The sequence below is a fragment of the Marinobacter sp. ATCH36 genome (assembly GCF_023555055.1).
Classification (GTDB): domain Bacteria; phylum Pseudomonadota; class Gammaproteobacteria; order Pseudomonadales; family Oleiphilaceae; genus Marinobacter.
The window spans coordinates 42,047-66,418 of record NZ_JAMJPL010000001.1 but is presented as its reverse complement, the minus strand read 5'-3'; the positions used below and the strand labels follow the sequence as shown (position 1 = coordinate 66,418).

Sequence of the window (24,372 nt, the reverse complement as noted above, 5' to 3'; positions counted from 1 at the left end):
TTTCAACCGTAAGTTGTTTTCGTTAAAAGAATATCATGAGTCATTAATGGCGATGCGTGTGTCGGTAGTCGGTGGGAGACTGACCCATGACTTTTTTGAACAGCCGAGAGAAATAATAATTGTCGTCGTAGCCCAGCATGTTGCTGATCCGGGTAAACGAGTTGTCGGTAGTGTCCAGCAACTGACATGCCTGCTCCACTTTCAGGTGCAGAAAATGCTGAATGGGCGATACCCCGGTCAGGGCCCGGTAGCGGGTGGCAAAATGGGCGGGGGAGAGGCCAGTCAGGTCTGCCAGTTGGGCAAGGGAAATGCGCTCGTCCAGATGTTCCCGCATGAAGCTGTGGATGATGTCCAGGTCCGGTTGCTGAGCTTCACCGGCTTCGACCACGCTCAGTGGGACCGCCGCCAGTAACTGCCGCAATCGGTTGGCCACGTGCACCAGGCCAGGGGTACGGAATCCGGTCTGCCGTACCGAGAGCAGGCCGTTGAAATCCACCAGCAATCTGGGCTGCCGCCCGATGTGCTGAATGCGGATGTCATCGGTAAACCCCATGTGCTCGCGGAAGTTTTCCGCCAGTGGGCCGGCATAGTGCACCCAATGGATTGTCCATGGGTTCTCCGGCGAGGCGGTGTACCGGTGGGCAGCCCCGGCGGGGATCAGCGCCAGGTCGCCGGCCCGGACCACGCAGGGTTCGTCTTCGACACTGAGGTAGGCTTCTCCCTCGGTGCAGTGGATCAAAAGATCGTCATTATGGTGTTCCCGGTGCATATGGTGGCCTGCGGCGCGGCGGTAGTGGCCAAAAGCCAGCGGGTAGAGGTCTCGGGTCAGGGGGTGCCGCGACAGGCTTCGTATTACCGGGTCAGGGATCACGTAACGGATGCTGTCAGGTGGTACCGGCCACTGGGAAGTTCTGGTCATAATCGATAGCTGCATTGTTCATGTAACGAAAGATAATCCATCATGGTCGAAACTTAGTCAATCATGATGCGGCAGATGGCTGTGCTAGGCTTGATGACAACCTGAGGGCATCGACCCCAATACCTAAAACAATGACAGGGAACATTGCTATGAAAAACGTACCCCTTTATATCGCTGGTGAATTCGTAGAAAGCCAGACTGACCAGTGGATTGATGTTACCGATCCAGCCACCAACGAAGTGATTGCGCGGGCCCCGTGCACCACGGACGCTGAAATGCGTCGCGCCATCGACAATGCCGGTGAGGTGTTCAAGGCCTGGAAGGAAACCCCGGTTTCCGAGCGTGCCAGGGTTATGATGCGCTACCAGGCTCTGCTGAAAGAACACCATGACGAAATTGCCGAGATCCTTTCCAGTGAAACCGGCAAGACCTTTGAAGATGCCAAGGGCGATGTCTGGCGCGGTATCGAGGTTGTGGAGCATGCAGCGAACATCCCGTCCCTGATGATGGGTGAAACCGTTGAGAACGTGGCTCGTGAAGTCGATACCTATTCCTACACCCAGCCCCTGGGCGTCTGTGCCGGTATCACCCCGTTCAACTTTCCGGCCATGATCCCGCTGTGGATGTTCCCCATGGCCATCGCCTGCGGTAACACCTTTATCCTAAAGCCGTCCGAGCAGGATCCGCTGACTCCGATGAAACTGGCCGAGTTGTTCGAGCAGGCCGGTGCACCCAAGGGTGTGTTGCAGGTTGTCCACGGTGCCAAGGAACAGGTGGACGTGCTGCTGACCGATCCCGCCATCAAGGCAGTGTCTTTTGTCGGTTCCGTGCCGGTAGGCCGCTACATCTACGAAACCGGCACCCGCAACATGAAGCGTGTACAGAGCTTTGCCGGTGCCAAGAACCACATGGTCGTGCTGCCCGACGCAGACAAGGATCAGGTGGTCAGGGCACTGGTAGGTGCGTCTGTGGGCGCCGCCGGACAGCGTTGCATGGCTATTTCCGTGGCGGTTTTCGTGGGCGAGGCCCAGAAGTGGATTCCGGAAGTGAAGGAAGCACTGGCCACGGCCAAGCCGGGCGCCTGGAACGACAAGTCGGCCAGCTTTGGCCCGATCATCAGCCAGAAAGCGAAGGAGCGGGTAGAATCGCTGATCACCCGCGGTGAAGAGGAAGGTGCCAACCTGCTACTGGACGGACGCAACTGCACTGTTGACGGTCTGCCGAATGGCAACTGGGTTGGCCCCACACTGTTCTCTGGCGTCAAGACGGACATGGATATCTACAAGGAAGAAATCTTTGGCCCGGTGCTTGCCTGCATGGAAGTGGATACGCTGGCTGACGCTATCGCCCTGGTGAACGACAGCCCCTACGGTAACGGCACGTCCATCTTTACCAACTCCGGTGGGGCAGCTCGCCGCTACCAGCATGAAATTGACGTGGGACAGGTAGGTATTAACGTACCCATTCCGGTACCCCTGCCATTCTTCTCCTTCACCGGCTGGAAGGGCTCCTTCTACGGTGACCAGCATGCCTACGGCAAGCAAGCGGTGAAGTTCTATACCGAAACCAAGACCATCACTGCGCGATGGTTCAGCAGCGATGCGGTTGCGGAAACCAACTTCTCCATCCGCATGCGGTAAGGAGAACCCATGAACTTTGATCTGACGGAAGATCAACTGGCCTTCCGCGAGGCCGCCAGGGCGTTCGCGGAAAAGGCCATGGCGCCCCACGCTGCGAAATGGGACGCCGAGCATGTGTTTCCGGTGGAAGTGATCCGCGAAGCTGGTGACATGGGCTTTTGCGGAATCTATACCCCGGAGGCCCAGGGTGGTATGGGGTTGTCGCGGCTGGATACCAGCGTGATCGTGGAGGAGCTGGCGGCTGCCTGCCCTTCCACAGCCGCCTACATCACCATCCATAACATGGCAACCTGGATGGTGGCGAAATTCGGCAATGCCGACATCCAGCAACAGATTGCCCCGAAGATGGCCAGTGGCGAATGGCTGGGTTCCTACTGCCTTACCGAACCGGGTGCTGGCTCTGATGCCGGCAGCCTGCGAACCAAGGCGTCCCGTGACGGCGACAGCTATCTGCTCAACGGCAGCAAGGTGTTTATCTCCGGCGCGGGCGCCACGCAGATGCTGGTGGTCATGGCTCGTACCGGTGAGCCGGACAGTGGAGCTAAAGGCATCAGTGCCTTTGTGGTGCCGGCTGACAGCGATGGCATCCACTATGGCAAGGCCGAAGAAAAGATGGGCTGGAACAGCCAGCCCACCCGCCAGATCACCTTCGAAAATGTCCGTGTGCCGGCCAATAACCGTCTGGGTGAAGAGGGCGAGGGCTTCAAGATTGCCATGAAAGGCCTCGACGGTGGCCGCCTGAATATCGCCACCTGTTCTATCGGCGGTGCCCAGGCTGCACTGCTCAGGGCTCGCAATTACATGCATGAGCGCGAGCAGTTCGGTCAGTCTCTGGGCAGCTTTCAGGCCCTGCAGTTCAAGCTTGCGGATATGGCCACCAAACTGGTGGCTGCCCGGCAGATGGTTCGCCTGGCCGCCTACCGAGTGGATCAGGGTGATGGCGAAGCCACGCTCCAATGTGCCATGGCCAAGCGCTTTGCCACCGATGCCTGCTTTGACGTTTGCAACGAGGCGCTGCAACTCCACGGTGGTTACGGCTATATCCGCGAATACCCGCTGGAACGCTATGTGCGTGATCTTCGGGTACACCAGATTTTGGAAGGCACCAACGAAATCATGCGGCTCATCGTGGCCCGCAGGCTTCTGGAGCCGGGTGTCGCCGAAGCTATTCAATAACAAGGAAAAACCCCATGAGTGATCTGATTCAGCTGGAAAAGCGCGGTCATACCGCAATCATCACCATCAATAATCCACCGGCGAATACCTGGACGCTGGCATCCCTGAAGGCGCTGGAGGAAACCATCGAGGCGCTGAACGAGGACCGCAATATCTTTGCGTTGGTGGTAACCGGCCAGGGCGAGAAGTTTTTCTCAGCCGGTGCCGACCTTAAAAGTTTTGCCGACGGCGATATCGCCAACGCCGAATTAATGGGGAAGGCCTTCGGCCGGGCATTCAGTGCCCTGAGCCGCTTCCGTGGTGTGTCCATCGCTGCTGTAAACGGTTATGCCATGGGCGGTGGCCTGGAATGCGCCATGGCCTGCGATATTCGCATCGCTGAGGAGCACGCTCAGATGGCACTGCCGGAGGCAACCGTAGGGCTTTTGCCCTGCGCCGGCGGAACCCAGAACCTGCCCTGGCTGGTGGGTGAAGGCTGGGCCAAGCGCATAATTCTCTGTGGCGAGCGCATCAAGGCGGACAAGGCGCTGAGCATAGGGCTGGTGGAAGAGGTGGTGCCTGCGGGCGCGGCCCTGGACAAAGCCCTGGAGCTGGCGGAGATGGCCGGCAAACAGAGCCCGTCTTCCGTTGCCCGTTGCAAAACCCTGGTGATGAGCGCCCGCGATGGCCGCAGCCACGATGACGGCTGGCGGATGGAACGGGAACTGTTTGTCGACCTGTTCAGAACAGAAGATCAGCGTGAAGGGGTGAATGCGTTTCTTGAGAAGCGTACGCCTGAATGGAAGAACCGATAAAACGGGCCGGATGACTGAGTTAATGGTATGAGCAACCAAGCAGTGATTTTTGAAGAACTGGAAGCCGCTGGCGGTAAGCGCATCGGTGTTGTACGGCTGAATACGCCTCGTTCCATGAATGCCCTGTCGCTGGAAATGATCCACCTTATAAAGCCCAGACTCGACCAGTGGGCAGCAGATGACGCTATTGGTGCAGTGTGGTTGGAAGGCGAGGGTGATAAGGCCCTGTGCGCAGGTGGTGACATTGTGGCGTTGTATCGGGATATGACCGAACCCCGCTCCGACAGCCGTACTGCAAGTGAAGGAGATGCCTTCTTCACCGACGAGTACGAGCTGGATTACCAGATACACACCTACCCCAAGCCATTCGTTGTCTGGGGTAACGGTCTTGTGATGGGTGGCGGCCTGGGTCTCATGTCAGGTGGTTCTCACCGGGTGGTAACAGAGCATACCCGCGTGGCAATGCCGGAGGTGAGCATAGGCCTGTATCCGGATGTGGGCGCGGGCTGGTTCCTGAACAAAATGCCGGGGCGCACCGGACTGTTCCTCGGGTTGACCGGCGCACGCATGAACGCTGCGGATGCCATTTTCACCGGGCTGGCAGACCGGTTCATTCGGCACGATATGCGTAATGAAGTGAAGCAGGCCTTGCGGCAGTCCGGTTTTGGTGACGAAGCCCATGCTGCCGTGAGCAAAGTATTGCGGCGGTTCGAGGCAGGCTCTCGTGAGGCAATGCCCCAGGCCGTGGTGCGTGAGCATTTTGACGTGATACAGGCCCTCACCGACGGCGACTCGCTGATGGACGTGGTGGATAACCTGGGGCAGTACGCCGGTGAAGACCCCTGGCTGATGAAAGCCGTCAAAACCGTTGCGGCGGCTTCACCGGTGGCGCTGACGGTGCATTGGCGACACTTTCACGACACCCTGCACGACAGCCTGTCCCAGGTTTTGGACAAGGAGCTGCAACTATCAAAACGCAGCCTGAGAATGGGCGAATTTGCTGAAGGTGTCCGGGCTCTGCTTATCGATAAGGATCTGAAGCCACGCTGGCATTTCCCGACCCTGGACAGCGTCGACCCGGAATGGATCGAGCGGTTCTTTATACAAACCTGATCAAAAAAACGGAGAACAATAATATGGCGACTATCACGTTTATCGGTCTTGGCAACATGGGTGGCCCCATGGCCACCAATCTCATCAAGGCAGGCCACAATCTGACAGTGTTTGACCTGTCTTCCGAGGCCGTCAAGGCGCTTACCAACGAAGGCGCAAAATCCGCGGCGACGATTCAGGAATCCGTCGAAGGTGCGGAGGTGGTGATTTCCATGTTGCCTGCGGGCCCGCATGTGGAGTCGGTTTACCTGGGTGATAATGGTCTGCTGAAAATCCTGCCATCCAGCACTCTGGTAATCGATTCCTCGACTATTGCTCCGGAAACAGCCAAAGGGGTAGCGGAAGCCGCCGTCGCAGCCGGCATTTCCTTTATGGATGCGCCGGTCTCCGGCGGTGTAGGTGGCGCCAAAGCCGGCACATTGACCTTCATCTGTGGTGGCGAAGCGGACGCTTTCGAGCGTGCCAAACCCATTCTCGATGGCATGGCCAAGAACATTTTCCATGCCGGTCCCCATGGCGCCGGGCAGATTGCCAAAATCTGCAACAACATGCTGCTGGCCATCCTGATGAGTGGCACCAGCGAGGCTCTGGCCCTGGGCGTAAAAAACGGTCTGGACCCTGCCGTACTTTCGGAAATCATGAAGCAGAGCTCTGGCGGCAACTGGGCACTGAATGTCTACAACCCCTGGCCGGGGGTGATGGATGGTGTGCCGGCATCACGCAACTATGAGGGTGGCTTCCTGGTCGACCTGATGAACAAGGATCTGGGGCTGGCCTTCGACAATGCTGTCAAGAATCACGCGCCCATTCCCATGGGGTCACTGGCTCGCAACCTGTTCGAGCTGCATGCCAGCGAGGGCAACGGCGGGTTGGACTTCTCCAGTATCCAGAAATTCTATTACCGCGGGCAAAGCTGAGCAGGCGGCGCCTTCCGGGCTCTTTGGCGGGGTTTTCCACCATGCCGATGGCTTCTGAAGGCGTTTATTTTTAGCTTAAAGTTTACCTTTACGTAAACTACAGCCTGTGCTAAACATTGAGAACAGAATTCGTCCACAACAATAAAAGGACTGGACTATGAGCCTCCCGGAATACCAAACAGTCTATGACAATTTCGATCCTGCCAGCCTCGAAGCCGAGGTCCTGGACGGTAGCCTGGATGCGGGCCTGAACGTCTGCACGGAGATCTGTGACAAGTGGGCGGACGATCCTGAGCGGGTCGCCCTGTATTACGAGAAAGCGGAAGGTGGCTCTGGCAAGCTGACCTTTGCCGAGCTGAAAGATAAATCTGCGCGCTTTGCGAACTACCTGATATCCCGGGGCATTGGAAAAGGCGATCGGGTTGCCGCCCTGCTGCCACGCAGCCCAGAGCTGCTTATCGTTATCGCCGGCACTCTGAGGGCGGGCGCTGTCTACCAACCTTTGTTTACAGCCTTTGGCCCTGGCGCCATTGAATACCGCTTTGAACGCGCAGATACCAAGCTGGTGGTCACGGACCCGGTCAACTATCCCAAGCTCATCGAGGTGAAGGACTGTGCACCGGTTGTGTGTGTGAACGCCGCCGAAGTGAGTGGCGACATACCGGACTTCGACAAGACCCTGGCGGGCCAGTCAGGCGAGTTCGAGCCGGTGTTGATAAAAGGCAGCGACCCGTTCCTGCAGATGTTTACCTCCGGCACTGTGGGCAAGTCCAAAGGGGTTGCGGTGCCAACCAAGGCTCTGCTGGCATTCTATGTCTACATGAAATACGCCATCGACCTGCGGGACGATGATGTATTCTGGAACGTGGCTGATCCTGGCTGGGCTTATGGGCTCTACTATGCCGTGGTTGGCCCGTTGCTGATGGGGCATGCGACCCACTTCAATCCGGGTGCATTTACCCCGGAAACCACCTACGACATGATCCGCAAGTACAAGATCACCAATCTGGCGGCAGCTCCCACGGCTTATCGCCTGTTAAAGGCAAATGACCATGTGCTGCCGGAAGGCGAAAACCTCGGTTTGCGGGTTGCCAGTAGCGCCGGCGAACCACTGAATCCGGAGGTCGTGAGCTGGATCGAAAAGCGCCATTACTGCCCGGTAAAGGACCACTACGGCCAGACAGAAACCGGCATGACCTGCTGTAACTTTCATGGCCTTGAGCACCCGGTACGCCAGGGTTCCATGGGCTATTCCTCTCCCGGCCACAAGGTGGTTGCCCTGAACGAAAAGAATGAGTTGGTGGGCGAGGGCGAAATAGGCCAGCTGGCGGTGGATGTGAAGGCGTCCCCCCTGTTCCACTTTGATGGCTACACCTGGGGCGAGAAAGATCCGTTCGTGAACGGGTACTACCTCACTGGTGATATGGTGGTGAATCACGGCGATGGGTGCTTTTCCTTCAGCGGCCGCGACGACGACATCATTACCACCGCCGGCTATCGCGTGGGCCCTGCTGACGTCGAAAGCACCCTGCTGGAGCATAAAGCCGTCGCTGAATCCGGAGTGGTGGCCAAGCCTGACGAAAAGCGGGGCTCCATCATCAAGGCCTATGTGGTGATCAAGGGCGACCAAGAGCCGGAGAGTGAAGACGCGCTGAAAGACGAACTGCAGGAACTGGTGCGCCATCGTTTGTCTGCCCACGCCTACCCGCGTGAAATCGAATTCGTGGATGAACTACCGAAAACTCCGAGCGGAAAGATTCAGCGCTTTGTGTTGCGCAACCAGGCGAAGGAAGAGAAACAGGGATGATCGTCACCTTCGAAGAGTTGCAGGCTTTCCTCGCTGACCAGTTTCCCCAGGGTGACCGCTACGGCACCCTGGAGAAGCTGGGCGACGGTTGGGCCGAAATGAAGCTGGATGTTGACGAAGAGCATCTGCGCCCCGGTGGCACGGTTGCCGGCCCCGCGATGATGGGCCTGGCGGATGTGGCTCTTTACGCTGCGCTGCTGGGCAAAATTGGCCTGGTACCATTGGCCGTGACCAGCAACCTGAACATCAACTTCCTCCGTAAGCCGGTGTCCCACAGCCCTATTCGGGCGCAGGCCAGGATGCTGAGAATTGGCAAGGCCAGCGCCGTGGGCGAGGTTCATATCTATTCAGATGGCCTGGAAGACCCGGTTGCCCATGCCACCATTACCTATGCCATTCCGGCGAAGCGGTGATGGTATGCATGTAAGTGACCTTGCTGTGCCGTTGGGGGATGGGGTCACAATTCAGGCGCAGCAACTACGCCACCTCGATGATGGTGGGCCGGTGCTGGTTTTCCTGCATGAATCACTGGGCAATATAGCGCTCTGGAAACAGTTTCCCCGCCGATTGGCTGAAGCCACAGGCCTGGACGTGCTGGTTTATGAGCGTCGGGGTTATGGCGCGTCCAGTGATGAGCCTCTGCCGCGGCCCTACGACTACCTGGAACAGGAGGGCCGAACGTGGCTGCCCCGGCTGTTGGACGCGCTGGAGATCGACGACGTCATACTGGTCGGCCACAGCGACGGCGGTTCCATTGCCCTGATCACAGCTGCAGTCCTGGAGAAGCGTGTAAAAGGACTGATTACCATGGCCGCTCATACCTGGGCTGATCACCTGACCCTGGCCGGCATCCGGGACATGGGGCGGCGCTATACAGAACAGGGTATTCGCGAAAAACTGATACGACATCATGGCGAGCGCACTGACGTGCTATTCAATGCCTGGCAGGGGGTATGGCTGGATGAGGGCTTTCAGCGGTCGCTGAATTTCGCGTCCTGGCTGGACGCCATCCAATGCCCGGCTATGATAATTCAGGGGGAAGACGACGAATACGGCGTTCCGGAACAGGTGACCCGTATTGTGGAGGGTATTGGCAGCAACGCGATTCCCGTTTTTATGCCCGAAACCGGCCATGCGCCGCATTTGCAGCAGCCCGACCGGGTGCTGGAGTTGATGGGTGATTTTTTGCGAATGGAGATCGATCAAAAAAGTGTGAATTTAGGTTGACGTTTACGTAGACGTCAATCTACTCTGTGAGTAGTTCAAATGCACAACAATAACAAAAGGTAGGATGGCTCATGAGTGACCCGTTCGTTCTGGAGACCCAAAACCTCGTCAAAGAGTTCAAGGGCTTTGTGGCGGTCGACGACGTCAACCTTAAGGTGCAGCGTGGCCACATTCATGCCCTGATCGGCCCCAACGGCGCGGGCAAGACCACGGTCTTCAACCTGCTCACCAAATTCCTGATTCCTACCCGGGGCAAGATCCTGTTCAAGGGTATGGACATCACGTCCATGAAGTCCGCAGCCATTGCCCGCGAGGGCGTGGTGCGTTCCTTCCAGATTTCCGCCGTGTTCCCCCACATGACCGCGCTGGAAAATATCCGTGTGGCCCTGCAAAGCTTCGAAGGCAACTCATTCAAATTCTGGAAATCCGGCCAATCCCTGAACAGGTTGAACGATCGCTGCATGGAACTTCTGGACAGCGTGGGCCTGACCGAGTTTGCCAATACCACTACCGTAGAATTGGCCTATGGCCGCAAGCGCGCGCTGGAACTGGCCACAACTCTGGCTATGGAACCGGAATTGATGCTGCTGGACGAGCCCACTCAGGGCATGGGCAGCGAGGACGTGGAACAGGTAGTGGAATTGGTGCGCAAGGCTGCCCAGGGCCGCACAGTACTGATGGTAGAGCACAACCTGGGCGTGGTCAGCAAACTCTGTGACCGGGTCACAGTGCTGGCCCAGGGTTCGGTGCTGACCGAGGGTGACTACCAGGAAGTTTCCGACGATCCCAGGGTGCGCGAGGTGTACATGGGTGGCAGCGCGACCAAGAAGCAGGAGACAGCGGAATGAGCCAGGCCTCCCATAAGGAATATGAACAGCTTCGTATCAAGGGGCTTCACGCGTTTTACGGTGAGTCGCACATTCTCCATGGCATTGATTTGGAGGTTAAGCGCGGCGAGCTGGTTACCCTTCTGGGCCGTAACGGTGCCGGCCGTAGCACAACCCTGAAAGCCATTATGAATATGGTGGGCCGCCGTACGGGCTCGATCATGATCAACGGTGAGGAGACCATGTCCTGTGCACCTCACCATATTGCAAGGTTGGGAGTCGGGTATTGCCCCGAACACCGGGGCATTTTTTCCGGGCTCAATGTCATGGAAAACCTGACTCTTCCACCGATAGTAAGAAGTGGCGGCCTGGGGCTGGAAGAAATCTTCTCCATGTTCCCTAACCTGTATGAGCGGCGCACCAGCCAGGGTTCCAAGCTCTCGGGAGGCGAGCAGCAGATGTTGGCCATGGCCCGGATACTGAGAACCGGTGCCAACATGCTGCTGCTTGATGAAATCACCGAGGGCCTGGCACCAGTGATTGTTGAGAAATTGGCCGAGGTGCTGATCCATCTCAAGGAAAAGGGCCTCACTATCGTCCTGGTAGAGCAGAATTTCCATTTCGCCGCACCACTGGCGGACCGTCATTACGTGATGGAACACGGCCAGATTGTGGAGGAAATCCGTTCCGATGAGCTTGAAGCCAAGCAATCGTTACTGGATAGCTACCTGGGTGTATAGCGCTCGGGTCATGAAGTAGGAAGTGCAACAAAAGCAACAAGAATGAAACCCGAAAACCAACGCAAAGACAGTAGCGGAGAAACAACAATGACAATTACCAAAAAGCTCCTTACAACAGCGATTGCCTCAGCCATGATGGTGGGCGGCGCACAGGCTGAAATATCCAATGAAACGGTCAAGATCGGGTACCTGGCGGACATGTCAGGTACCTACCGTGACCTGGCGGGTCCCAATGGCCTGACAGCGCTTGAAATGGCCATTTCTGATTTTGGTGGCACTGTGAACGGGGCGAAGATCGAGGTTGTCAGCGCCGACGACCGCAACAGCCCGGACTCATCTTCAAGCACGGTCCGCCGCTGGGTTGAGAACGAAGACGTAGATCTGGTGGCAGGCCTGGTTGCTTCCTCGGTCACCATCGCCGTGAGCAATATCCTGGAAGAAAACGACAAGCTGGGTATTGTCTCTGGCTCCGCCGCTTCCAGTATAACCAACGAGCACTGTACCCCTAACCACATTCACTATGTCTATGACACCTACCCGCTGGCCAACGGCACAGCCAGTGCTGTGGTAAAAGAGGGCGGTAAAACCTGGTTTATCCTCACCGCTGATTACGCGTTCGGCCACGCTCTGGAAGGTGACGTCACCCGTGTTGTGGAAGAAAACGGTGGTGAAATACTCGACGCGGTGCGTCATCCTTTCCCGACCTCTGACTTCTCGTCCTTCATTCTGCAGGCACAGTCCTCAGGTGCTGATGTCGTTGCCCTGGCCAACGCTGGTGCAGACACCACTAACGCCATCACGACGGCCGGTGAATTCGGCCTGACTCAGTCTGGCCAGACTCTGGCAGCCCTATTGCTGTTCCTGACCGATGTTCACGCATTGGGTGTGAATTCCGCCCAGGGTATCCAGTTGACCACTGGCTGGTACTGGGACATGAACGATGAAACCCGCGCCTGGTCTGATCGTTTCATGGAAGAAACCGGCGTTCGCCCCACCATGGTTCATGCCGGCATCTACTCCAGCACCATGCAGTACCTGAACGCCGTCAAGGCAACCGGATCCGATGATGCCCAGACTGTGCGCAAGCAGATGATGGACACGCCCATCAACGACATGTTTGCCAAGAACGGCATCATCCGCGAGGACGGTCGCATGGTGCACGACATGTACCTGGCGGAAGTCAAGACGCCTGAAGAGTCCAAGAACGAGTGGGACCTGTACGAGATCGTGCGCACTATTCCGGGAGAGGAAGCCTACCGCCCGTTGTCCGAGAGCAAGTGCAAGCTCGTAACCCAAAACTGATGTTCTGACCGACCGGGCCGCTCCGCCCCATCCTGCAGTTCGGGCGGGGCGGCCACTGACCTGCAGACACGCAGTTCGCCTCTGTAAGTTGAACGTTGTGCTGCTTTTGGAGTTTGTAACATGACCGAGATTCTGGGAGTCCCTGTAGCTGTGCTTTCTGGCCAGCTAATGCTCGGGATTATCAATGGTGCCTTTTACGCCCTCTTGAGTCTGGGGCTGGCGGTCATATTCGGCCTGCTCAAAATCATTAACTTTGCCCATGGCGCCATGTACATGCTCGGTGCAATGTGCACCGTTCTGATGTTTGACGCCTTCGGAATCAACTACTGGGTGGCTCTTTTTCTGGCCCCGTTGGTAGTAGGTTGTTTTGGCATTGTGCTGGAGTATTTCCTGTTGCGCCGCATTGCGGGACAGGACCATATTTACAGCCTGCTTCTGACATTTGGTATTGCCCTTATTCTCCAGGGTGTACTGACCAATATTTATGGCGTTTCCGGCCTGCGTTATTCCATGCCGGAAGTGTTCAGGGGTGGCATGAACCTGGGGTTCATGTTCCTTCCATATTATCGCGCCTGGGTTATCGTGGCGGCTTTGCTGGTATGTTTCGGCACCTGGTTCATGATTGAAAAAACCCGGCTTGGCTCCTACCTGCGGGCCGGTACGGAAGACTCCCAGCTGATGCAGGGGTTCGGTATCAACGTGCCACTGCTGATCAGCCTGACCTACGGTTTCGGCGTCATGCTGGCTGCGTTTGCGGGCGCCCTTGCTGCGCCCATCTACTCGGTGTCCCCGGTGATGGGATCCAACATACTCATTGTTGTGTTCGCCGTGGTGGTGATCGGCGGCATGGGTTCCATAGCGGGTGCCGTGATTACCGGCCTGATGATGGGAGTTGTGGAAGGGTTCACCAAAGTATTCTACCCGGAAGGGTCGGCAGCCGTGATCTTCCTGGTGATGGTGGTTGTTCTGTTGATTCGGCCATCCGGCCTGTTCGGTAAGGAGGCGTAACCATGGCGACGACAACCACACAGACTGATATCCATCAAAGTATCGTCAAACAGCAGAAAGCAGAGCAACGTAAAAAGCAGATCCTCAACCTGGTGTTGCTGGCCCTGCTACTGCTGGCACCAGCGGTGTTCTACCCCGTGTTCCTGATGAAAATCCTGTGTTTTGCCCTGTTCGCGGTGGCATTGAACCTTCTTCTTGGCTACACCGGCCTGCTGTCTTTCGGGCATGCCGCTTTCCTGGCGGCTGGTTCCTATACGACTGGCTACCTGCTATCGAGCTTCCCCGGGCTGACCACGGAAATGGGCATTATCGTGGGCACAGCGGCATCACTGGTACTTGGCCTGGGTTTTGGCCTTGTGGCGATACGTCGACAGGGCATCTACTTCGCGATGATTACCCTGGCGCTGGCACAGCTGGTCTATTTCTTCTTCGTGCAGGCGCCGTTTACCGGTGGCGAGGACGGCATGCACGGCGTGCCCCGGGGTTACCTGCTTGGCGTGATAGACCTGAATGACAACAACGCCATGTACTACTTTGTGCTGGCGGTGTTTCTGGCCGGTTACCTGCTGGTGCAGCGCATTGTGGGGTCACCGTTTGGCCAGGTGCTCAAAGCGATCAAGCAGAACGAACCAAGAGCGGTATCCCTGGGTTACAACGTGGACCGCTACAAACTGATGGCTTTCATACTCTCTGCCGGCCTGGCTGGCCTGGCCGGCTCGGTGAAAACCGTGGTGTTCCAGTTGGCCTCCCTTAACGACGCCCACTGGCACATGTCCGGTGAAGTCATCCTCATGACTCTGCTGGGCGGCACCGGCACCCTCCTGGGCCCCGTGGTGGGCGCCGGTTTCGTGGTGACCCTGGAATACCAGCTTTCACAGGGGCCGTTGGGTGACTGGGTGGATCCCATCCTTGGCGCTATCTTCGTGCTGACAGTGATGGCCTTCCGTTCGGGCATCGTGGGTGAGATCCAGAACTTCATGCGGAAGAATATGAGTTAGCGTGTGAGTCAGTTATCTCAGTTTGACAGAGGCCGCCTAACGAGGCGGCCTTTTGGTAATGGTGATGTCAGAAAGCCCGTGCCGGGCTTCCAATGTAGAGATAAACCGACCGGCGCGAGCGATCCTCAACGTTGTGCACAGAAACCGCCGGCTTTGTGGAATCGGGATGACGGAAACGGGTGGCCAGGCCGTCTGCCTGACCGTCTCTTTCTCGCTCTTCTTCCTTCAATGCCCATTCTGGCCCGAGACAGCCTGAAACCTGCTCCACTGCCCGACGGTAAAGCGCACTTGCCACCTCTGGGTCAGGTGCACCCACGGTACAGACATAGGCCGAATCCGCGTTGCCCCAGGCCCAGACTTCGCAATGCCCCCTGATCAGCTCCTGTTTTGCCCGGTAGATCGTCACCGAACGGTAATCGGTTCCGCCTCTCCGAAACGAAGCGAACTCCGCTGGGTAATCTTCCACGATTTCTTTCAGGGTTGCGCAAGGGTTGTCAGTGCCGCTTTTCAGGGTTTCCTGGAACGCACAGCCACTGAGCGAAATTGCCAGCAAGGCGATTGGAATGGTCACTCGAGTTGTCATCGTGGTATCCGTCAGACGATTGGTGTTTAGTATATTAGACTGGTTGTGCGATTAATTAATAGCCAGCTTCGGGGGCGTTGGCTATTATTGAGTTCCAACCCAGTCGTGCATTTCGGGCCCCTTGTTTCAAGGACGATATGAAATGTTCAGATCCCGATCCCTCCGCGGGCTTGCCCGGAATCAATCTGCGGCTGTCCTCGCTTTGTGTTTTTCGCTGTCCTTCATCGCAGGCTGCTCTGAGTCCACGGAATCGCCACAGGCGGCGCCGGTATCCGTGTCTGTGGTGGTGCTGGACAACGCTGAGGTGCGGCCATCCCGGGAATTTGTTGCCAGAACCGCCGCTTCAGCAAAAGCCGGGATTTCAGCACGAATTGAAGCGGAGATTCAGGAGGTTCATTTCAGGGAAGGTTCGCGGGTTGAACAGGGGCAACTGCTGGTGCGCCTGGAAAGCACCAGCACCGGTGCCGATTTGAGACAAGCCGAAGCAGAACTGGAGGCCTCTCGAGCAGAGCTTCTGTCAGCCACCAGAAATCTCCAGCGGGGAGAAGACGTCGCGAATAAGGGATACCTCTCGGATGCGGACCTGGACAAGCTTAAAGATCGGCTCAACGCGGCGGAAGGTCGCTTGCAGGCGGCGGAAGCGGCGGTGCAGAAAGCCGCCAATAACCTGAGCTATACCGAAATCCGGGCACCCTTCGGCGGATGGGTGGGCAAACTCAATTTCGATGTCGGTTCTGTAGTCAGTCCTGCCAGCGGCGCGATTACAGAAATTATGGTGACGGACCCCATTTACGTAGAGTTTCAGCTTAACGAAGCTGACTATGTCGCTTTTCGGCGGTTGAGACGGGATTCAGCGGATGACATTGTCCGTAATCTGTCCCTGTACCTTACGTTGCCGGGCGGACAACGTTATTCACAGGGTGGCGCGCTCGATTTTGCCGATGTCAGCACGGATGCCAGTACCGGGACCGTTGCCATGCGGGCCGTCTTTCCCAATTCTGAGGCCATTCTGCTGCCAGGGCTTTACGTGACACTGCACGTAGAAGGCCAGGCCGGCGAATCACAGATTCAGGTGCCGCAGGTGGCCGTGCAGGAAACCATTGAGGGAATGTTTGTTCTGGTAGTAGACGACCAACAGCAGGTAGTGCAGCGTTTTATCAAAACCGGGCCTCGCCAGGGTGCGATGGTGGTGGCGCAGAGCGGGCTTGAGACCGGCGAACGGGTGATTGTGGAAGGGCTGCAGAAAGTCCGTTCCGGAGCAACGGTTAACCCGGTAACAAAGCGCATGGATCCCGATACCGGAGCGCTTGAGGATGCGGGCGAGGTTGGTCAATGATCAGCGGCGTTTTTATCCAGCGGCCAAAATTTGCATTCGTCATTTCCATCCTGATTACCCTCGCGGGGCTGCTCGCCCTCAGGGCTTTGCCAGTCAATATGTATCCCGATATGGCTCCTCCTCAGATTCAGGTGACTGCATCGTTGCCTGGCGCCAGTTCCCAGGTGGTTGAGGAGGCGGTCGTCAGGCCTGTTGAGCAACAGCTTAACGGTGTCGAGGGTATGATCTATATCGAGTCGACGGCCTCCAGTGATGGTACCGCCAAGATTACCCTCACGTTTGAGAGCGGCATCGATACCGACATTGCCCAGGTGAATGTACAGAATCGGGTCGCCCTGGCTGAGCCTTTCCTGCCGGACGAAGTACGTCGACAGGGTGTAGTTGTCAGCAAGCAGTCTGGCAATATGTTGATGGGTATCAACCTCACTTCTGAACGCCCTGACCTGGATGGTGTTTTCCTGAGTAATTACGCCTCCAACAATCTGGTGGAGGCTCTGGGACGGGTACCGGGTGTTGGCTCCGCAGAGGTAATGGGGGCAAAAGACTACAGCATGCGGATCTGGCTGGACCCGCAACGCATGTCTTCCCTCGATATCACCGTTGCAGAAGTGGCTGCAGCCTTGCGGGAGCAAAATCAGATTGTTGCCGCCGGCAAGCTTGGGCAACCCCCTGTGCCCGCCGGGCAGCAATTTGTATATAGCATCCAGAGCCGTGAGCGGCTGTCTGATCCCGACGAGTTCGCCCAGACCATTCTTCGGGCAAAATCTGATGGTGGTTTTGTGCGGCTGAGGGATATCGGTCGAATTGAGTTGGGCTCCCGCTCGTATGCGTCCACCGCCAAACTGAACAATCAGGACACCGCGTTCGTGGTTATTTATCAACTGCCTACTGCCAATGCGCTTGAGGTGGCAGAACGGGTAAAAGGGGTAGTTGACGAAGCCTCGGCCAGTTTCCCGGACGGTGTTGATTACAGCATTCTCTACGACACCACCGAATTTATCAGCCGTTCGATCGACGAAGTGATTGTTACCCTGTTCCAGGCAGTCGGGCTGGTAATCCTGGTGGTTTTTCTGTTTTTGCAGAACTGGCGCGCCACACTCATTCCCAGTATCGCCATTCCAGTCTCACTGATTGGTACCTTTGCCGTCATGGCGATGCTTGGGTATTCCATTAACACCATCACCCTGTTTGGCCTGGTTCTCGCCATTGGCATTGTGGTGGATGATGCCATTGTGGTGATCGAAAACGTTGAACGTATTCTGCAGGAAGAAAAGCTTCCCATCCGCGAGGCTGTGACCAAGGCCATGGCGGAGGTTACCGGTCCGGTAATTGCCACCACTCTGGTGTTGCTCGCTGTGTTCGTCCCGGTAGGGTTCATGCCCGGCATTACCGGAGAGCTTTATAAACAGTTTTCCGTCACTATTTCGGTAGCAGTGATCATTTCCTCCATCAATGCGCTGACGCTGGGTCCGGCGCTTTGCGTTTCTCTGCTGGGACGGGAAAGCAATCAATCGATTCGTTGGCTACGACCGTTCGAGCGGTTGATTGTCGGTGGAACCAGGGGGTACGACGGCCTGGTAACGCGGCTGCTTCGCAAGGGTGCGCTGGTCGGTGTAGGGCTGGTAGCGATTCTGGTTGTCAGCGCCGGCCTGTTCAGGGCAGTGCCGACGGCGTTTGTGCCACCAGAAGATCAGGGTTTTCTTTTTGTGGATGTGCAGCTGCCAGATGCCGCTTCACTCGAACGAACCGATGCGGTGCTCAATAAAGTGACCGGTATGGTGCTGGAAGACCCTGCCGTGACGGACTTTATTACGGTATCGGGTTTTTCGCTGTTGGGGGGTGCCAATTCCAATAACGGCCTGGGTATCGTGATGCTCAAGGACTGGGAAGATCGGGAAGATGACTCTCTGGGCCTGCAGCAGCTTATACCCCGGTTGTCTTCGCGCCTCTGGACGGTGGCTGAAGCGCAGGTCATGGTGTTCAACCCGCCACCGATTCCCGGGCTTGGCACCTCGGCAGGGTTCGATTTCAGGCTTCAGGACAATTTGGGCCGCGACGTCTCCGAGCTTTCCCAAGTCATGAACGGACTGATTTTCGAGGCCAACCAGCAGGCATCCCTTTCCCGGGTATACAGTACCTATCGCGCCAATATTCCTCAGTTCCTTCTGCAGGTGGATCGCAACAAGGCCAAGGCATTGGGCATACAGCTTTCTGATATCTTCTCTACACTACAGACCCAGCTCGGTTCGCTTTACGTCAATGACTTTACCCGTTTTGGTAAGAACTACAGGGTATTACTGCAGGCTGAGGGAAACTACCGGCAAAGTCCTGAAGATCTTTCCTACTACTACGTGCGCAACCAGCAAGGTGACATGGTGCCCTTGACCACTCTGGCATCACTGGAGCCAGTGTTGGGGCCTTCGAGCATCCAGCATTTCAATCTCAAACGCTCGGTGACCATATCCGGTGAGGCTGCCGCCGGCTTTGCCAGTGGGGATGCCCTTGCCACCATGGCAAACCTGGCAGAAAAGCTGCCCCAGGGCTATGAGTTCAGCTGGGCGGGGCAGAGCCTGCAGGAAATACAGGCAGGCAGCCTGGCGACTTTGATCTTTCTGTTGGCTATCGTGTTCGTTTATCTGTTTCTCGTCGCTCAGTACGAAAGCTGGAGCCTCCCGATAGCGGTAATCGGTGCGGTTCCATTAGCCATGTTTGGCGCCATGGGCGGGCTTTGGCTATTCGGCCTGGCCAACAATATATACGCACAGGTAGGGTTGGTGCTGCTGATCGGTCTGTCGACCAAAACGGCCATTCTCATTGTGGAATTTGCAATGCAGCTTCGGCAATCCGGCCTTTCCACTGGAGAAGCAGCCAGGAAAGCGGCCGTACTCCGATTCCGCGCGGTTCTGATGACGGCGCTTTCGTTTGTGCTCGGTGTGCTTCCCCTGGTATTTGCCAGTGGTGCCGGTGCAGCCAGCCGGGTGAGTCTCGGTATAACCGTGCTGAGCGGAATGGTTGCGGCGACCATACTGGGTACGTTGTTGGTGCCGGTGTTCTACCAATGGATTCAATCGGTAAGGGACAGGTTTATTGTCTCGCGAGAGCCGCCATCGCGGCCACAATCACCTGCTTCATAAGCCAGAGAACGGTTTCAACCCTGGTATTCTATTCCTCAGGCGCCGCCCAGCTGCCGTACCCCAGCTCCATAACCCTGGCCACCTCGTCTTCGGGGATAGCAGTGAGGTCACCCAGTTCCAGCGTGTCGTAATGGAAGGCATAAAGGCGGGAGGCAAACTCCGCGATGGGCAGGGAAGCCTCTCCACGAATCTCGCCATTTCCGCGCGTCGAGCAGTTGATACCCTGGCCCCAATCCTGGCCGCTGTCGTTGTTGGGGTTGAAGAAATATACCCGCATCTCGTTGGTTGGGCTCAGGGCTACTCGCTGGATGGTGATGGCGTGGCGGCCAACCAGTCGCGCAGCACTGTCGGTAACGACGATGCCGGCCGGCTGCGGATGTATCAGAGGCATATTATCGTTGTAGAAGGGGTGGTAGCTGGCGTAGAAGTGCCGCACAAAATCCTCGTAGTTCTCTAGTTCTCCCGTGTGTATATCTGCCACCACCCGAAAACCATGGCTGACCCACCAGCCATAGAACTCCGGGTTGATCCAGCGGTGGGCGTCATCGTCCCGGTCTTCACAGCGGCGCCACATCTCGGCGTAGATGCGGTCCAGGTGCGGAATCAGAATCAGTGATACCGGGTCTACATCCACTGGGGCTTCCTTGACCAGGCCAGGCTCAAGGTTCCTGGATGACACTTCCCAACCTTCAAAGCGACTTAACACTTCATTGTCCCTCGCTGCCCAGGCAAGCACCTGGAGCAGGTAATCCGCTTCGTTGGACGCCCACATGGACAGCCCGATGGCCGACTGGCAACTGGGATTGTTGCCCTGGCCCACGCCCAATGGCTGCCCAAGCAGGTTCAGCACTCCGGCCAGCAGGAATACCCGGGGAGGCACGGCCTTGCCGAACACGTCTGTAAGGGCCTGCTGGGTTTCCGCCGAGAGTTTAAGCTTGATCTGTCGCCAGAGTGCCTGGGCAACTGCCGGCGTAAACAGCGAACCACGTTCCAGCATCATGGTGAGGCCGTAGACCGCCTGACAGGTCTCCGGAAAGATGGCTTCGTCGATCAGGGAATAAACCAGCTGGTTGTAACAGTAGAAGTCATCCAGGCCGGTCATGGTCAGCCCCAGAGCTTTGGGGATCAGTTCGTCTTCATTGCTGGTGCGAAGGAAGCGGAGGAAGATCGCGTGATAAGGCGATGCAAGACCGGTGTCGTGCATGTTGCGGGCAAATTCCGTGGCCTCTGCAGACAGTGCAGTGCGGTCCATTTTCGCCAGGCGCAACTGGTAAACATCCAGGCCGGGGTCTTCCTTGCTGCCGGGGGTAGGGGCGAAAAGGGCGCGTACCAGGCGGGTGGCATCCGCGGTACCATTGGTCTCCAGGTCTGGATCGTACAGGCATTTGGCGATTTGTCCGATCATGTCGCAAATGCTGTCCACTTGCACCGGACCCTGTTCCAGCAGTCGCCAGACCTCTGCGACCAGGCTGTCCAGCAGGCTGTCGTAGCCGAGGTGGGAAATCAGGTATTGGTACAGCCCCTCAACAATCATACCCAGCTGCTTGGGGCGTTCCCGGTCCGCTTCCGTGAGCGAGCCGGAAAGCAGGTCCAGGTTCAGGGCCATAACCTGTGTGAGGAAGTTGCGGGCCTGCTCCGAGGAGATGCCGCGGTGGAAGTAGTCGCCACGAACCACCGCTAAAAGGCGGATTTCGCTGATAGCCTCCACCACCGTGGTGACGGCACCTGCCTCACGCAGGGAGTGCTTTGCCAGGGCAGGCTGCAGGATAGCTGGTGTGGACCAGTCGCTGGTGCCAAAGATGCCCGCCGACTCCAGCGCACGAACCCGGCGGTATAACACGTCAAAGCCGCCTGGCATCGTCATCAGCAAGCGTGCACGCTCAAGTAAGCTGAGGCTGGAAGCCTGAGGCGACGTGCTACGGGCGCGGGCAAATTCTGCCAGGGCGGCGTCAAATTGCATTGATGCCTGGGCGATATCCAATGGTCAGCTCCTTTTACGTTTTTCCTCGTTTCTCCGCATCATGTACCAGGCAATAAACGCAATGAGAGATACGGTAAGAATAATAATCGTGGCCAGCGCATTGATTTTGGGAGAGACCCCCATGCGCACAGACGAGAAAACCACCATTGGCAGTGTAGTCGCACCCGGGCCGGAGACAAAGCTGGCAATTACCAGATCATCCAGTGACAGCGTAAACGCCAGCAGCCAGCCAGACACCAGCGCCGGCAAAATTACTGGCAGGGTGATCGCGAAGAAAGCCTTGAAGGGCGTGCAACCCAGATCCATCGCCGCTTCCTCGATGGAACGGTCCACTTCCCGCAGGCGGGCGCTAACCACCACGGCCACATAAGCGCTGCAGAAGGTGGTGTGGGCAATCCAGATGGTCGCCATGCCCCGGTCAGCCGGCCAGCCTATCGTCTGGGCCATCTGCACGAACAGCAGCAACAGCGACAGGCCAGTGATCACTTCCGGCATTACCAGCGGTGCACTGATCATGCTGGAGAACAGGGTGCGCCCGCGAATACGCCTGAAACGGGTCATCACGAACGCACACAGGGTACCGAGGCACGCCGCCATGGTTGCAGAGTAGAAGGCAATCCTCAGGCTCATCCACACTGCCGACAGGATCTGCTGGTCGCGGAACAGCTCGCCGTACCAATGGGTGGAAAACCCCGCCCAAACTGACACCAGTCTTGATGCGTTGAAAGAATAGACGATCAGCACCAGCATCGGCAGGTACAAAAACAGAAGGCCCAACACCAGCATCACTTTGGAAAAACTGAATGGCTGCGACTTAATCATGTTTTTCCATCTCCCGCGCCTGGAAGCGGTGGAACAGGATGATGGGAATCAGCAGCAGTGCCAGCATTACGATGGCCAGGGAAGACGCTACCGGCCAGTCGCGGTTGTTGAAGAATTCCTCCCACAGCACCTTGCCGATCATCAGCGTGTCTGGCCCGCCGAGAAGCTCGGGAATCACGAATTCGCCCACCGCCGGAATGAACACCAGCATGGAGCCGGCAATAATGCCTGCTTTGGACAGCGGCAGGGTGATGGCCCAGAAGGTGGTCAGGCTGCGGCAGCCCAGGTCCGAGGCGGCTTCCAGCAGCCGCACATCCAGCTTCACCAGGTTGGTGTAGATGGGTAGCACCATGAACGGTAAATAGGCATAGGCGATGCCCAGCACCACCGCAAAGTTGGTGTTCAGCATCTTCAGCGGGGAGTCGATCGCGCCCAGCCACATCAGCAGGTTGTTCAGCAGGCCCTGGTTGCCGAGGATGCCCATCCAGGCATAAACGCGGATCAGGAAAGAAGTCCACGACGGCAGCATGACCATCAGCAATAGCACCATCTGCATGCTCGCCGAGGCCCGGGCCATGGCGTAGGCCATGGGATAGCCGATCAGCAGGCACACCAGCGTCGAGACCAGGGCGATCTTGACCGAGCCCCAGTAGGCGGCGATGTACAGGCTGTCGGACAGCAGGAACAGGTAGTTGCTGAAATTCACCACCACCGAGAAGGTGTTGTCCACGAAATTGAACACCGGCTGGTAGGGCGGAATCGCCATCACCGCCGAGGAAAAGCTGATTTTCAGTACCAGCGCGAAAGGCAGGAGGAAAAACAGCAGCAACCACAGGAACGGAATGCCGAATACCACCCGGCGGTGAAATACCACTGCGCGCACCCGCTCCATCAGCGGACTGGACATCAGTTTATTGGCCACGGCGTTAGTTCCACAGCAGAATGGGGCTGGAGGCTTCCCAGGACACGAACACGGTGTCGCCCCAGGTGGGCCGCTCGCCACGGCGCTCCACGTTGGCCATGGTGGCCTGTACCCGTTTGCCGCTGGCCAGCCGGACATAGTAACAACTGATATCTCCGAGGTAGGCGATGTTATCAACCATGCCCCTGCTCCAGTTGGTTTCGCCTTCCGGCTTTTCGCTGGAGATGTAGACCTTCTCCGGGCGCAGGGCAACCAGGGTGGCTGTACTTTCCGCTGGTGTACTGACACCGCGGTCGATAAATACCGGAGCGTCGAGCACGGCACTTTCCAGGGTAATACTGTCGGACTCATCAGCCAGAATCCTGGCCTCGAAAATATTCACCGAGCCGATGAACTCAGCCGTCATGCGGCTGTTTGGGCTTTCGTAGATATCAATGGGCGAGCCCACCTGGGCAATCCGGCCCTGGGCCATGATGGCGATGCGGCTGGCCATGGTCATGGCTTCTTCCTGGTCGTGGGTGACCATCAGGCAGGTGGCGCCTACGTTCTCCAGGATCTCCACCAGCTCCAGTTGCATCTCGGAGCGCAATTTCTTGTCCAGCGCGCCCATGGGCTCGTCCAGCAACAGCAGTTTCGGGCGTTTGGCCAGTGAGCGGGCCAGGGCCACGCGTTGCTGCTGGCCGCCGGAGAGCTGGTAGGGCTTGCGCTTGCCAAAGGTTTCCATTTTCACGAGCTTGAGCATGGCGTCGACCCGCTCGCGTATCTCGCCCTTCGGCAGTTTGTCCTGTTTCAGGCCCAGGGCAATGTTCTGTTCCACCGTCATGTGGGGGAACAGGGCGTAGGACTGGAACATCATGTTGGTAGGTCGGAGATACGGGGGCAGGGCGGTAATGTCCTGGCCGTCCAGCACAACGCGACCGGTGTTGGGCGCCTCAAAACCCGCCAGCATGCGCAGCAAGGTAGACTTGCCGGAACCGGAACCGCCCAATAGCGCGAAGATCTCGCCCTTGTGGATGTCCAGGCTCACATTGTCCACGGCCAGCGTGCCGTCAAAGCGCTTGGTGATGCCTTCGATGTGGAGTAGTACCTCCGCTTGCGCGGAGGTACTGTTGCCGTTTTCCACCCC

At 57.4% G+C, this 24,372-nt stretch carries 21 protein-coding genes; 15 read left to right on the top strand and 6 right to left on the bottom strand.

Going from position 1 to position 24,372, the window contains the following annotated elements:
• Positions 1–43: 43 nt before the first annotated feature.
• A complete protein-coding gene (locus M8010_RS00310) occupies positions 44–919 on the bottom strand; it encodes an AraC family transcriptional regulator (protein ID WP_250086690.1) in 876 nt (291 codons plus the stop codon).
• 149 nt (positions 920–1,068) lie between these two features.
• Between M8010_RS00310 and M8010_RS00305 the strand changes: the two genes are divergently transcribed.
• The 13 genes from M8010_RS00305 to M8010_RS00245 all read left to right on the top strand — a co-directional run bounded on the left by M8010_RS00305 (position 1,069) and on the right by M8010_RS00245 (position 14,468).
• The gene (locus M8010_RS00305) at positions 1,069–2,559 is read left to right on the top strand and encodes a CoA-acylating methylmalonate-semialdehyde dehydrogenase (protein WP_250086687.1); all 1,491 of its coding nucleotides are present in this window, start codon (positions 1,069–1,071) and stop codon (positions 2,557–2,559) included.
• 9 nt (positions 2,560–2,568) lie between these two features.
• The gene (locus tag M8010_RS00300; protein WP_250086686.1) at positions 2,569–3,735 is read left to right on the top strand and encodes an acyl-CoA dehydrogenase family protein; all 1,167 of its coding nucleotides are present in this window, start codon (positions 2,569–2,571) and stop codon (positions 3,733–3,735) included.
• 14 nt (positions 3,736–3,749) lie between these two features.
• Positions 3,750–4,529, top strand: coding sequence for an enoyl-CoA hydratase (locus tag M8010_RS00295; protein WP_250086684.1), 780 nt, complete (start codon positions 3,750–3,752; stop codon positions 4,527–4,529).
• Positions 4,530–4,556: 27 nt separating this feature from the next.
• On the top strand, positions 4,557–5,642 hold the full coding sequence (locus M8010_RS00290; RefSeq protein ID WP_250086682.1) for an enoyl-CoA hydratase/isomerase family protein: 1,086 nt from the start codon (positions 4,557–4,559) through the stop codon (positions 5,640–5,642).
• A 23-nt stretch (positions 5,643–5,665) separates the two neighbouring features.
• Positions 5,666–6,559 carry a 3-hydroxyisobutyrate dehydrogenase gene (gene mmsB / locus M8010_RS00285; RefSeq protein ID WP_250086680.1) on the top strand — a complete coding sequence of 298 codons (894 nt, stop codon included), beginning with the start codon at positions 5,666–5,668 and terminating at the stop codon, positions 6,557–6,559.
• 157 nt (positions 6,560–6,716) lie between these two features.
• Positions 6,717–8,366, top strand: coding sequence for an AMP-binding protein (locus M8010_RS00280; protein WP_250086678.1), 1,650 nt, complete (start codon positions 6,717–6,719; stop codon positions 8,364–8,366).
• Complete coding sequence (locus tag M8010_RS00275; RefSeq protein ID WP_250086677.1) at positions 8,363–8,779, top strand: PaaI family thioesterase; 417 nt, start codon at positions 8,363–8,365, stop codon at positions 8,777–8,779. The genes M8010_RS00280 and M8010_RS00275 overlap by 4 nt, the downstream gene beginning before the upstream one ends.
• A 4-nt stretch (positions 8,780–8,783) precedes the next feature.
• The gene (locus tag M8010_RS00270) at positions 8,784–9,593 is read left to right on the top strand and encodes an alpha/beta fold hydrolase (RefSeq protein ID WP_250086675.1); all 810 of its coding nucleotides are present in this window, start codon (positions 8,784–8,786) and stop codon (positions 9,591–9,593) included.
• Between the two features lie 71 nt (positions 9,594–9,664).
• Positions 9,665–10,441: an ABC transporter ATP-binding protein gene (locus tag M8010_RS00265; protein ID WP_250086673.1), complete on the top strand. Its 777-nt coding sequence runs from the start codon at positions 9,665–9,667 to the stop codon at positions 10,439–10,441.
• The gene (locus tag M8010_RS00260; RefSeq protein ID WP_250086671.1) at positions 10,438–11,160 is read left to right on the top strand and encodes an ABC transporter ATP-binding protein; all 723 of its coding nucleotides are present in this window, start codon (positions 10,438–10,440) and stop codon (positions 11,158–11,160) included. The genes M8010_RS00265 and M8010_RS00260 overlap by 4 nt, the downstream gene beginning before the upstream one ends.
• 87 nt (positions 11,161–11,247) lie before the next feature.
• Positions 11,248–12,462, top strand: coding sequence for an ABC transporter substrate-binding protein (locus tag M8010_RS00255; RefSeq protein ID WP_250086669.1), 1,215 nt, complete (start codon positions 11,248–11,250; stop codon positions 12,460–12,462).
• 120 nt (positions 12,463–12,582) lie between these two features.
• Entirely contained in the window at positions 12,583–13,470 is an 888-nt protein-coding gene (locus tag M8010_RS00250; protein WP_250086667.1) for a branched-chain amino acid ABC transporter permease, read from the top strand.
• 2 nt (positions 13,471–13,472) lie between these two features.
• Positions 13,473–14,468 (top strand): branched-chain amino acid ABC transporter permease, encoded by a 996-nt coding sequence (locus M8010_RS00245; protein ID WP_250086665.1) that lies wholly within the window; start codon positions 13,473–13,475, stop codon positions 14,466–14,468.
• 67 nt (positions 14,469–14,535) lie between these two features.
• Here M8010_RS00245 and M8010_RS00240 read toward each other — a convergent pair whose 3' ends face one another.
• Positions 14,536–15,051: a hypothetical protein gene (locus M8010_RS00240; RefSeq protein WP_250086663.1), complete on the bottom strand. Its 516-nt coding sequence runs from the start codon at positions 15,049–15,051 to the stop codon at positions 14,536–14,538.
• A 142-nt stretch (positions 15,052–15,193) separates the two neighbouring features.
• Between M8010_RS00240 and M8010_RS00235 the strand changes: the two genes are divergently transcribed.
• Positions 15,194–16,387 carry an efflux RND transporter periplasmic adaptor subunit gene (locus M8010_RS00235; RefSeq protein ID WP_250086661.1) on the top strand — a complete coding sequence of 398 codons (1,194 nt, stop codon included), beginning with the start codon at positions 15,194–15,196 and terminating at the stop codon, positions 16,385–16,387.
• The gene (locus tag M8010_RS00230; RefSeq protein ID WP_250086659.1) at positions 16,384–19,521 is read left to right on the top strand and encodes an efflux RND transporter permease subunit; all 3,138 of its coding nucleotides are present in this window, start codon (positions 16,384–16,386) and stop codon (positions 19,519–19,521) included. Before M8010_RS00235 ends, M8010_RS00230 begins: the two co-directional genes overlap by 4 nt.
• 28 nt (positions 19,522–19,549) lie before the next feature.
• Here the strand turns inward: M8010_RS00230 and M8010_RS00225 are convergent, their stop codons facing one another.
• Genes M8010_RS00225 through potA form a run of 4 tightly spaced genes read right to left on the bottom strand, consistent with a single transcriptional unit; the run spans position 19,550 to position 24,369 of the window.
• Positions 19,550–21,481: a hypothetical protein gene (locus M8010_RS00225; RefSeq protein WP_502846196.1), complete on the bottom strand. Its 1,932-nt coding sequence runs from the start codon at positions 21,479–21,481 to the stop codon at positions 19,550–19,552.
• A 24-nt stretch (positions 21,482–21,505) separates the two neighbouring features.
• Positions 21,506–22,324 (bottom strand): ABC transporter permease subunit, encoded by an 819-nt coding sequence (locus M8010_RS00220; protein WP_250086655.1) that lies wholly within the window; start codon positions 22,322–22,324, stop codon positions 21,506–21,508.
• Positions 22,317–23,216, bottom strand: coding sequence for an ABC transporter permease subunit (locus M8010_RS00215; protein ID WP_250090066.1), 900 nt, complete (start codon positions 23,214–23,216; stop codon positions 22,317–22,319). The genes M8010_RS00220 and M8010_RS00215 overlap by 8 nt, the downstream gene beginning before the upstream one ends.
• Before the next feature lie 34 nt (positions 23,217–23,250).
• Positions 23,251–24,369 (bottom strand): polyamine ABC transporter ATP-binding protein, encoded by a 1,119-nt coding sequence (potA, locus tag M8010_RS00210; RefSeq protein WP_250086653.1) that lies wholly within the window; start codon positions 24,367–24,369, stop codon positions 23,251–23,253.
• Positions 24,370–24,372: the final 3 nt, after the last annotated feature.